General features: G+C 56.1%; 10 protein-coding genes. 4 read left to right on the plus strand and 6 right to left on the minus strand.

Annotated features, from left to right (window positions below):
- From VGE80_RS15650 to VGE80_RS15665, 4 genes are all read left to right on the plus strand, one after another.
- A partial coding sequence (locus VGE80_RS15650) for a DUF1559 family PulG-like putative transporter (RefSeq protein WP_440593316.1) occupies positions 1-713 on the plus strand: 713 nt, incomplete at its 5' end.
- Positions 714-920: 207 nt separating this feature from the next.
- Positions 921-3,914 (plus strand): FG-GAP-like repeat-containing protein, encoded by a 2,994-nt coding sequence (locus tag VGE80_RS15655; protein WP_440593317.1) that lies wholly within the window; start codon positions 921-923, stop codon positions 3,912-3,914.
- A gap of 438 nt (positions 3,915-4,352) precedes the next feature.
- Positions 4,353-4,844: a hypothetical protein gene (locus tag VGE80_RS15660; RefSeq protein WP_373653240.1), complete on the plus strand. Its 492-nt coding sequence runs from the start codon at positions 4,353-4,355 to the stop codon at positions 4,842-4,844.
- Positions 4,845-4,952: 108 nt separating this feature from the next.
- A complete protein-coding gene (locus VGE80_RS15665) occupies positions 4,953-5,975 on the plus strand; it encodes a DUF1559 family PulG-like putative transporter (protein ID WP_440593318.1) in 1,023 nt (340 codons plus the stop codon).
- 327 nt (positions 5,976-6,302) lie between these two features.
- On the opposite strand, the gene VGE80_RS15670 is transcribed toward VGE80_RS15665, so the two are convergent.
- The 6 genes from VGE80_RS15670 to VGE80_RS15695 all read right to left on the minus strand — a co-directional run.
- Positions 6,303-7,625, minus strand: a complete 1,323-nt coding sequence (locus VGE80_RS15670) for an amidohydrolase (protein ID WP_440593319.1) — start codon at positions 7,623-7,625, stop codon at positions 6,303-6,305.
- Between the two features lie 55 nt (positions 7,626-7,680).
- Complete coding sequence (locus tag VGE80_RS15675) at positions 7,681-8,712, minus strand: biopolymer transporter Tol (protein WP_440593320.1); 1,032 nt, start codon at positions 8,710-8,712, stop codon at positions 7,681-7,683.
- A 174-nt stretch (positions 8,713-8,886) separates the two neighbouring features.
- Positions 8,887-9,555 carry an ABC transporter ATP-binding protein gene (locus VGE80_RS15680; protein WP_373653235.1) on the minus strand — a complete coding sequence of 223 codons (669 nt, stop codon included), beginning with the start codon at positions 9,553-9,555 and terminating at the stop codon, positions 8,887-8,889.
- 155 nt (positions 9,556-9,710) lie between these two features.
- Entirely contained in the window at positions 9,711-10,184 is a 474-nt protein-coding gene (locus tag VGE80_RS15685) for a cyanophycin metabolism-associated DUF1854 family protein (protein ID WP_440593321.1), read from the minus strand.
- Positions 10,185-10,218: 34 nt separating this feature from the next.
- Positions 10,219-10,449, minus strand: coding sequence for a DUF4351 domain-containing protein (locus VGE80_RS15690; RefSeq protein ID WP_440593322.1), 231 nt, complete (start codon positions 10,447-10,449; stop codon positions 10,219-10,221).
- A 133-nt stretch (positions 10,450-10,582) separates the two neighbouring features.
- On the minus strand, positions 10,583-10,771 hold a 189-nt coding region (locus VGE80_RS15695), incomplete at its 5' end, for a DUF4351 domain-containing protein (RefSeq protein ID WP_440593323.1).

The raw sequence follows: 10,771 nt of genomic DNA on the forward strand, positions 1-10,771 counted from the left end.
ACTTCGATCAGGCACCCCTGTTTAACACTATTAACCATAGCGCAGCAATGGGACGCTATATGGGGCCAAGCTGGTCCACCGCGACGGTCCCACTTGCGAACGGGGGACCGACGATCGAGAACGCCAACGCCGCAGCGACCAAACTGGTGGCGCTGCTTTGCCCTTCGGATTCCGGACAGGCGATCTTCCCGGGATTCGATGGCAACTACGGCTGTGAAACAAACAGGCCCGCCTATAAAACCAACTATGGTTTTAGCGTTTCCCCCCCTTTCGGGGACTATAACTGGGATACACAGAATCAGTATGCAAGGGCGCTGTTCGGTCCTGAATCCAACTCCTCCATGCGAGATGTTTCGGACGGAACGAGTAACACGGTCGCTGTCGCAGAACAGACTCTCAATGTCTACGATGGTATCACAGGGTCATGGGCCTGTATGCAGCACGTCGGTCAAGGGGTCGATTTTGCCAATTTGAATGGCCAGCGAAAAATCAACGACTGGGACTGTTGCGGCTGGGGGCCAGGAACTCCCTGGAGCGTGAAAAACCCACCCGGGAAACTGGGTGAATGGGGAACCGTCGGGAGTATGCACACGGGCGGCTGTCAGGTCCTGCTCGTTGATGGTTCCGTCCGTTTCATCAGCGAGAACATTGACGCGGTGACCCGCCAGAGCCTCGGATACATTGCTGACGGAAAGGTCGTCGGCGAGTTCTAATCCGAATTGATTTGCAATCTCGGAACAGCACGAATAATTCTAACGTCACCGCGCGACTTCGGTCGTGCGGTGACGTTGCTGTTTTATGTCGGTGCAGAGACCGCTGTTTGCTGAGATCCAATGCGAATGCGGGATCGAAATCAATCAAGCTGCCGCCGATTCGGCACGTCGGCCATTCCTCGATTCTCTCGCTCGACAGGAAATGAATTGTCCACTTCTGATGACCGCCCGAAGCCGGTTCCTCTGGCGACACGCTCACACAATACGAGGCCGTGGCTGCTGCCTTTGTTGATCGTCATCGGAATCGCGGGTGCGACGGCGGTGGCCTTCAAGGTATTTAACGCAAATCCCACCGCAGACGAGTTGCTCGAACAAAGTCAGACCGCCTTGGACCAGCGCGATTACGCGCAGGCCGTCAGCACGCTGGAGCGGGCAGTGGAGCAGTACCCTGACCTGAAAGAAGCATGGGCTCTGCTGGCCGATGCGTCCGCGCGGGGGGGAGATGCGTCCCGGTCGCTGACGGCACTTGAGCAACTGGTGCGACTGGATCCGGCTCGAGCCAGTTCCCTTGCCGTGCAATTGGGTAGAAACTGGATGACGCGGAATCTCATCCGACCCGCGATTAACACCCTGCGGCTGGCGAGTGTAGCGAACCCGAAAGTGCCTGAACCTGATCGCTACCTGGCGCAGATTTTTGCTGTGACGGGACATCGTGCCGAGGTGGTTGAGTGCCTGGTCCGACTGATTCAGAAGAACGCGTTTACGCAGGATGATCTGGTCGTGCTGTCTTCTGTCAATCCCACGGTTGATGACTCGGGTCGGCTCGAACTGATGCTCAAAGCCGATCCGAATGAAAAGTCGCCGCTGTTACCGCAGGCGATGCATGAGCTGGATCGAAACCGCGTCTCCGAGGCAGAACAATACCTGCTCGAGGTCGTGAAGGCCGACCCGGGGGACAACGAAGCACAGAGTATCCTGGGAGAAATCTACGCGGATTTCGCGCCTGAGAAGTTTCTCGCCTGGAATGCTCAACTTCCTTCCACGAGCGAGAACGACGGGCGGATCTGGTTGGCACGGGCGAAATGGCTGAATCTCAACGGAAAACCCGACCCCGCGATCCGTTGCTTGCATGAGGCACTCGTTCGCGAGCCGGAAAACCTTTCGGCCAACATGTTGATGGGGCAGGTACTCAAATCTCGCGGCCTGGCCGAACTCGGTACATCGTATACCGAGCGGGCACGCAGCCTTCAGCGGATCACCGATCTCAGTTCCCGCATGGGTGAGCCTCAGTCCCATTTGTTAATTGAACCTATGATCTCGGAACTCGCAGCGACGGGGCGATTATGGGAGGCCTGGGGGTGGGCCGATGTTTATGAAAGGCGTGTTCGTCCTGCTCCTGGTGATCCCATGCTGGCCCGGAAAAAAGACCTCGCTGCACAGGCGGCACTGGCCGGGTCAACGCGGACGAAGCCCGGCAGCCTGGCAGGGGATAAAAGTGAGTGGTTGAAATATCCGTTACCCGACTGGACCCAGTCTGCGGCCAGCCCAGCGGGGGGCGAGCCGACGAGGGAAGGTGAGTCGACTGAGATCCGGTTCGTGGACCAGGCTGAGTTGGCAGGACTGGACTTTCGCTATATCAACACGTCCGCTCAGGAATCGGGACACAAGATTTATGAAACGATGGGGGCAGGGGTCGCAGTCCTGGATTTCGATCAGGATGGGTGGCCGGATCTCTACTTCGCGCAAGGCAAACCGCTTCCTCTTTCAAGTGCTACCGGGCCCAGTGATGCTCTCTACCGCAATCACCGGGGCGAGCGGTTTGAGTCTGTGACCGTTCCGGCGGGAATCGATGAGACGTCTTACTCCCAGGGGGTGACGGTCGGCGATTACAACAATGATGGATTCCCCGACATCTATGTGGCCAACCTGGGACGGAACAAGCTGTTCTGCAACTGTGGTGATGGAACATTCCGGGATGTCACGGATGAAGCGGGGATTCAGCAATCGGCGTGGACGGTGAGCTGCGCGATTGCCGATTTGAATGGGGATGGCTTGCCCGAGATCTTCGATGTCAATTACTGCGAAGGACAGGACTTTCTGACGGCGACTTGCTACGACGAATTTCGTAGGCCCGTCGTTTGTCGCCCGACAATGTTCAATGCCGCGCTCGACACCGTGGCGGTCAATCTGGGTGACGGCCGCTTTCAGGAACTTCAGGCGGAAGCGGGACTGGACCTTCCGCTCGGGATGGGACTGGGCCTCGTCATCGGTGACTTCAATGATGACCACCGACCCGATGTTTTTATCGCGAACGACATGACGGCAAATTTTCTGCTGATCAATCAAACGGAGCAAGCAGGAGGAGCGCTTCGCTTTGTCGATGAGGCATTCTTGCGGGGTGTCGCGCTTGACGCGAACGGTCTGGCCCAGGCGTGCATGGGGATTGCCACCTGGGACGTAAACCGTGACGGAAAGCTGGATCTGTTTATCACGAACTTCGCACGCGAGTCGAATACGTTGTACTTATCGCAGGCAGGGGACGTCTATGAGGATCAGACTCAGCGGGCCGGGCTTCGAAAGCCCACGTTCGAGCCACTCGGCTTTGGTACTCAATTCATCGATGCGGATCGCGATGGCCGTCCCGAGTTGGTCGTGATGAATGGCCACATTGACGAATTTTTGAATGAACCGTTTCGCATGAAGGCACAGATTTTCCATGGACTTGATGACGCCCGGTTCGTCGAAATCTCCGATCAGGTGGGGGGCGAATTCTGGCGAGACGAAAGACTTGCCCGAGGTCTCGCCCTGATCGACTGGAATCGGGATGGTCTGACGGACTTCGTCGCGACCGACCTGGAAAAGCCCGTTCTACTGGCGACGAATGCGACGGAAAATCAGTGTCATTCGCTCTGCCTGAAACTCATTGGAACCCAATCCAGCCGTGATGCGATCGGCGCCAAAATTCGGGTCGTCCTGCAGAACGGCGAAGAAAGAATCGCGCAGTTGACAGGTGGCGACGGTTACGAATCGTGTAGTGAACGAGTTGTATCGATCGGGGTAAGTCGGGATGAACGAGTGAACAAAATTGAAGTTCAATGGCCATCCGGTCACAAAGATGTGTTTGAAAATGTCGCAGTTGCGGCGAAATGGTTAGCAATCGAATCGCGGTCGACGTTGGTTGAATTTAATAGCGACCGCTGATATCTAAGGGGCTGGATTCGTTTTTGTAAATGTGCCTTCCGAGTAAGCAGATTCGATGTTTTTTCTTGCGATGTTCTCAAAAATGGCGAGAACCGTTGATTTTATGAGTTTACTTGGAACGTACCGTCACCTATCGTCATTGATAGACGAAATCGTCTCAAGAAGTGGCGTAATTGATGCTCCTGCGGTTCGGCAGTGACTGACGCCAAGCACCAGTCAGCCCCGGAAGCCTCCGATTCGCTCGTCTCGCGTCTAAAGAGAACGACAAAGGTACGACACTTGCATACTACGCAACTGTGTCGCCTTCACGCGAAACGATCAGACGGCTCAGACCTACGCTTCTTCGCCAGTGCTGATTTTTGTTTTTGGACGAGGCACATTCGTTGCCGGAAGCTCTTGATGCTTCTGCGGTGTCTCGAAACTGTGAGGAGGATGTCAGTGAAGCTCTCAGCCCGTTGCCTGTTGTCGTTGATTGTCGTCTTCTTTGTTGGTCTGGTTCAGGGCTGTGGCGGCTCCAAGACCGTCGCTGAGAAGATTGTCCCTGCATCCGGGGTCATCAAGCTGGATGGTAAGCCTGTGGCGGGTATCAACATCCGCTTCACCCCCATCAATGAGACCAAGAGCGTCGGTGGGGCCTGGGCAGTTACGAAGGACGACGGGAGCTTCACCGTAATGCACTGGACGAATAAAGAGGGGATCACCCCCGGTTCATACATGGTCTCGTTCTCGAGAATGGTCAAACAGGATGGAAGCCCCTTGGGGCCCAATGACTCACCCGCCATGGTTCGGGCAAAAGAAACCATTGCAGCACGATGGAACAACCCCGGCGACAAGATGGCGGAAATGACCCGACGGGTCGACGTTCCTGAAGCCGGCAAAAGCGATATCGAATTCTCGATCACTTCGGCGAAGAATGCTCCGAAGAAATAACGTTTTGCTCAAGCAGTGTTGCTAAAAGCTGCTTGTCATCATTGAGAGGAAATGTATCGAAGCAACGTCTTCGTACTTTTTTGTTTTCCCTGTTTGGAGTGGATTTGGATGAAGAGTTTTGATCCTGTGTCTTACAAGCCCCGGCGCTACAATCGCGCGTTCACGCTGATTGAACTGCTGGTCGTGATCGCGATTATCGCGGTCTTGATCGCTCTGCTGTTGCCTGCCGTGCAGCAGGCACGCGAGGCTGCTCGCCGTACGCAATGCAAGAACAACCTGAAGCAGATTGGTCTCGCCCTGCATAACTACCACGATGTAGCGGGAATGTTCCCCTATGCGTCCAGCTTTAACGCCGCAACCGCGAACAACAACGCGTTGCCGAACATCAAGAATCAGAGCGGCTGGGTGTTGATCCTCCCGTACTTCGATCAGGCTCCCCTGTACAATCGAATCAACCACAGTGCGGCCATGGGGGGCTGGAAAGACAACGGTAGTCTTCCACTCGCCGGAATCGGCGGAATTGTACCTCCGGAAAACGCCGCTGCTGCTGCTGTCAAACTGAACGCTTTGCTTTGTCCATCAGACAGTGGAACCCCCTTCATTCAAGGGCTATTGGACGGTAACTACGGCTGTGATCCCAGCGTCAACTCGTACAAGACGAACTATGGTTTCTGCACCACCGATGGACAGGGCTGGAACATGTGGTCCAAGGAAGACCAGTACACTCGTTCCATGTTCGGTGCCATGTCGACGGCATCGCTGCGTGACCTGACCGACGGATCGAGTAACACCGTGGCTGTTGTCGAAACGACTCTGAATGTGCATGACGGTTACACGGGTTCGTGGGCCTGTTCGCAGCACGTTGGTAACGGAATTCAGTTTGGTAACCTCAACGGTCAGCGAAAAATCAATGACTGGGCATGCTGCGGCTGGGGACCTGGAACGCCATGGAGCGTTCAGAATCCTCCGGGTAAGCTCGGTGAATGGGGTACGCCCGGAAGCCTTCACACCGGTGGTGTGCAGGCGCTGCTCGGTGACGGTTCGGTCCGTTTCATCAGCGAGAATATCGACAACACCACCCGTCAGCGACTGGCCTACATCGCCGACGGCAATCCTGTTGGTGAGTTCTAAATTTCTGGCCTGAAGCCATAAATTGATCCGACGTCAACGAATCGCCGCGTGCTTCTGCCCGCGGCGATTTGTGTTTGCGTCGCACCGCACTTCTCCGCGGATGATCACGGAATGAAGTGGCGGTCGGTTTTTGAGGTTCCCGTTTTGCAGTGGCCGGTGTGCGTCGTTGGCTCGGAACTCAAGTGCAGGGTGTTATCGAAGACCAACCGAGCATGCCGCCCGCCGGGCAACACGCTGTGGTAAAGCGGGGCGGAATTCGCGAAGACCACTCCTGGAAGAAAACTGTCCCCCTGTGAAGAAGATTATCCAGGCGATGCTGCAGCGACACTAATTCTCGACCTTCATGAGTTCGAGCACGGCGGCGGACATGGCGGTCACACCCGTCTTGATCGTTTCTGGAGCGTCAGGATAGTAGAACGGGGAGTGCAACGAATCGGGCGCCTTCCCGGCGTCCCGAAGTGCATTCATGCGTTCCGGAGTCACTGATCCTAAACGGAACATGAAGATGGGAACGCCAGCGAGCCCGTACTGAGAAAAATCCTCGCCCCCCATCGACGGTTCGACAGGCACAACGTTGTCTTCGCCCAAAGCCTCGCGGAACGCGGGAATCACTCTTTCCACCAAGTCTGCATCATTCTTGGTAGCAGGCGTCCAGTCCGATAACTCGATCGTTGGTTCCGGGGCACCGGCACTGATCGCGGCCGCCTTGGCCTTTCTCCGGATCCCCTCGATCAGCTTTTCGCGCACTTCAGGCGAGTAGCTTCGCACCGTCAATTGGAGCCGGCAACTGTTCCCGATGATGTTGTGCTTGGTTCCTCCCTGGATCGATCCCACGGTCACGACCGCCGGTTCGAAGGGACTGCTCTCACGGCTGACCAGAGTCTGAAGATCGACAATCAGGTGCGCCGCCTGGACGATCGGATCAATCGTCGTGTGAGGGAACGCTCCGTGTCCTCCTTTTCCTTTGACGAGAATGTCGACACTGTCGACGTTCGCCAGGATGTAGCCTGCTTTCACGCCCACCTTCCCGGTGGGCAGGGTGGGATCAACGTGCAGTGCAAGGGCGGAATGAGGTCGTGGAAAGCGAGTGAACAGGCCATCTTTTAACATGGCCTCGGCCCCTCCGCCGATCTCTTCTGCCGGTTGTCCCACGAACATGACCGTACCACGCCATTGGTCCTGATGGCTGGAAAGATACCGCGCGACACCAATCTGACAGGTGATATGAACATCATGCCCGCAGGCATGCATCACACCGACGTCGTTTCCCTTAGCATCCTTGGTTTTGACCGGCGAGGCGAATGGCAGGCCGGTAGCCTCGGTCACCGGAAGGGCATCGAGGTCGGTACGAAGCATGATGGTGGGGCCTTCTCCATTTTTTAGCAGCCCCACGACCCCCTGCTGACCGACCCCGGTGGTGACTTCGCAGCCGAGCGATTTCAGTTCGGCGGCGAGCTTGCGTGCTGTCTGTTCTTCGCGGAATGAGAGCTCGGGATTGCTGTGAAAGTCCCGATACAACACCAGCAGCTCGTCGACATGCTGCTGCGACCAGTCCGCAATCTTCTCTTCTCCCCGGCAGACGGAGAACCCGCAGACGGAGAAAGCAATCAGTCCCAGCAGCAGTGACACAGGCAAAGCATGAACACGCATGGGTGGTCCTTTGAAGAGTTGGGATGGGACGTGGGATTCCGAGTGAGCGTCTCCGTCAATTTCCTTTCTTCTCGCGCAGCCAGTCAGCGATCCAGAGCTGGCTGGTACCGTCGGCCCCACGGGTCGATGTCCACATCAGACTTTTTCCATCGGGGCTGAAAACGGGCAGAACATCTTGCGCGGTGCTGTGCGTGATTTGCGTCACGGCTCCACGTTTAACGGAGTCTGACGTCCATTTCAGTTCCATTGTGAACAGGTGAAACGGAGCATTGGCGGGACCTCTACTGTAGTCCGCGCCGGCCCAGACAAGATACTTGCCGCTGGGGTGGAAGTACGGGCACCAGTTCACCTGATCGAGGTTATCCGTCAATTGAACTTCGGTCTTTCCGTCGACAGAGATGGCAAACAACTGCAGCATGTGCTCTTTCTGGCGGTCTGACCGAAAGATGACCCACTTGTTGTCGGGAGAGAAGAAGGGACCGCCATCATAGCCGGGTTGGTTCGTCAATTGACGAACGTTCGAACCATCCGCGTCCATGATGTACAGATCAGGATCCCCATCTCGTGACGACGTGAAGGCGATCTGTTTCCCATCAGAAGAAAAACTTCCTTCAGCGTCGTATTCGGGGCTGTCGGTCAGCCGCTTCATTCCGGTGCCATCAAAGTTCGAAATGTAGATGTCCATGTGCGGATCGAAATCCCACAGATAACGCCGACGACCTCCTTTGGCCGCTTCTTCGCGTGCTTTCAGCTCGGTGATGTCGATCTGGGGATCCGTGTGGCTGGACGCGAAGAGAATTTTCGTCCCGTCAGGCGAGAAGTACGCACACGTTGTTCGGCCCCGACCCGTGCTGAGGAGTCGCGGTGTTTTCTCATCAAGCTTCTGAACGTAGATCTGGTAGAAGGGATACCCAATCGGGTACGCCTGATAGACGATCCACTCTCCATTGGGCGAGAAGTACCCTTCACCCGCGCGAGGCAGGCCGGATGTGACTTGTCGAAGATTGTCCAGATATTTCGCCTCGGCGGCCTCATCAGTGACGGCAGGGGGAGCTCCCAGTGCAATGAGGAGTAACGCGGTCAACATCAGTTTGATCTCCTGTGGAACTGACAGAAATTACGACAGTTCCCGAGATCTTACCGCAATGACTTTGAAGAATCGTCTCACGGCGATCAGGATTCTTCCGGTTCAACAGACCTTCCTGCCAGTGTGGTCGTGGTGAGAACGACACCGCTGCAAGCGAATGCGGAAGCAGGCAGCTTAAGGCTGGTTGGCCACGCGCCCGTCACGAATGCGGATGACGTGGTCATCTTCGCGGATGTATTCATGCTCGTGGGTGACGACCACGACTGTCGATTGCTGTTCCTGACAGAGGGCTCGCAGGTCTTGCAGAATCGCCAGGGAATTGGCCGTGTCGAGTTCTCCTGTCGGTTCGTCCGCGAGCACCAGTTTCGGTCGCTTGAGCAACGCACGAGCGATTGCCACCCGTTGTTGTTCGCCGCCAGACAACTGGTTGGGGCGGTGCTCACGGCGATCCCCCAACCCAAGTCGATCCAGTAATTCCGCGGCCTTGTTGCGCAACTCGCGACTCACCCCGGTTGGCAGAAAGGGGACCAGCACGTTTTCCACAGCCGTCAGATTGGCAAGCAGATTGAAGTTCTGAAAGATGAACCCTGCATCCTTCCTTCGAAATTCGTCCCGTTCGCTTGCTGTCATGGATTGCAGCGATTTGCCGTGGACAGTGATGGTGCCCGTGGTCGGTTCATCCAGTGCACCAAGCAGATAGAGCAGGGTGCTTTTACCGCTTCCCGAGGGGCCGAGAATAAACGTGAATGACCCTTTGGGAATCTGGCAGGTGATTTCCCGGAGTGCGGGGACTTCGAGGCGGCCCCGGCGATGCATTTTCGAGACGGCTTGGACTTCAATCATGAATGAGTTGCTTCCGCGTCGGCGATGCCGAAATAATCAATTATAGCAGCTCGCCTGACAAGCTTCCGCTTTTAGAGGATGACAAAGACGCTCAAGTCTCAGGATGGTGAGAGGGCAGGGGTGACAAACTCGCCAGATTTCTGGCGGACTGGAGCCTACGCCAGGCGCTGCACAATTCGCTGGGAATGCGAATCGAGACGACGCACGTCCGGAATGGAATAACGAATCCCGTGCGAATCGGCCACAATCACGCGATGCGTTCCCAGCTTGCGGACGTCATCTTCGCTCTCCAGTTGGAATCTTGTCCTTCCGCGATCGGTATCAACGACCCAGTGGCAGGGAGGGCTGGGATTGGTTGTCGAAATCACCCGCTGGATGACCGGCACAAAATCACGCGCTGCCAGTTCCGCTTTGAGGACGTCGCGGGACTGAGGAGATAATGCATCAAGATCCGGCAAAGTCAGAATTTCATGGCCTTCCGAGTCCAGCAGGGCAATCAATTTCTCGGGATCGGTCAGAGGGAAGCAGCGGAGAGGGTCGATCCCCGCATACGTTCGGCCATCGTCAAGCGTGAGGGTCAGACGGCCCCATGAGTCATGATCGAAGGTCAGTTTGGTCAGGTCCGTCATAGGTTTCCTCGCGAGGCATGCCGCCTCGAACGGATCAGGAATTGTTATTTGTCAGCCAGTTTTTCAGGTCGTCGAGAGAACGGAAATCAATTGCCGATTCGCCGAGTGTTTCACGCTGTTCCAGCGAGAGTGCTTCAATTTTTGACTGGACTTCCTCGGGCACATCGCCACAGACGCGTGACAGAACTCGCATGAGGATTCGGGTGCTCCCTCGTTCCAGCCCTCGTTGTTCCGCGTGGCGTTCGATTGATGTGACGTACGGCATCTGCAATTCCTTCTCGTCGGCGATGAGTTCCTCATTGTATTGTCGACTCAAGTCCAGCGGGAGCGTGCGTTGCCTTATCTAGCGGATGGAGCTTCATCACGCGGGATGTTGTCAATCCATTGCTTCAGACGGATCAGGAATTGTTATTTGTCAGCCAGTTTTTCAGGTCGTCGAGAGAACGGAAATCGATTGCCGATTCGCCGAGAGTTTCACGCTGCTCCAGCGAGAGTGTTTCAATTTTTGACTGGACTTCCTCGGGCACATCACCACAGACGCGTGACAAGATCCGCATGAGGAGCCGGGTGCTCCCTCGCTCCAGTCC

It is taken from the genome of Schlesneria sp. (genome assembly GCF_036405755.1).
GTDB classification, from domain to species: domain Bacteria; phylum Planctomycetota; class Planctomycetia; order Planctomycetales; family Planctomycetaceae; genus Schlesneria; species Schlesneria sphaerica.

What these genes read in the sequence shown, in the direction of transcription:
- VGE80_RS15665 (WP_440593318.1), top strand. Translation starts at nt 4,953, where the DNA reads ATGAAGAGTTTTGATCCTGTGTCTTACAAGCCCCGGCGCTACAATCGC.
- VGE80_RS15670 (WP_440593319.1), bottom strand. Translation starts at nt 7,625, where the DNA reads ATGCGTGTTCATGCTTTGCCTGTGTCACTGCTGCTGGGACTGATTGCT.
- VGE80_RS15675 (WP_440593320.1), bottom strand. Translation starts at nt 8,712, where the DNA reads ATGTTGACCGCGTTACTCCTCATTGCACTGGGAGCTCCCCCTGCCGTC.
- VGE80_RS15680 (WP_373653235.1), bottom strand. Translation starts at nt 9,555, where the DNA reads ATGATTGAAGTCCAAGCCGTCTCGAAAATGCATCGCCGGGGCCGCCTC.
- VGE80_RS15685 (WP_440593321.1), bottom strand. Translation starts at nt 10,184, where the DNA reads ATGACGGACCTGACCAAACTGACCTTCGATCATGACTCATGGGGCCGT.
- VGE80_RS15690 (WP_440593322.1), bottom strand. Translation starts at nt 10,449, where the DNA reads ATGCCGTACGTCACATCAATCGAACGCCACGCGGAACAACGAGGGCTG.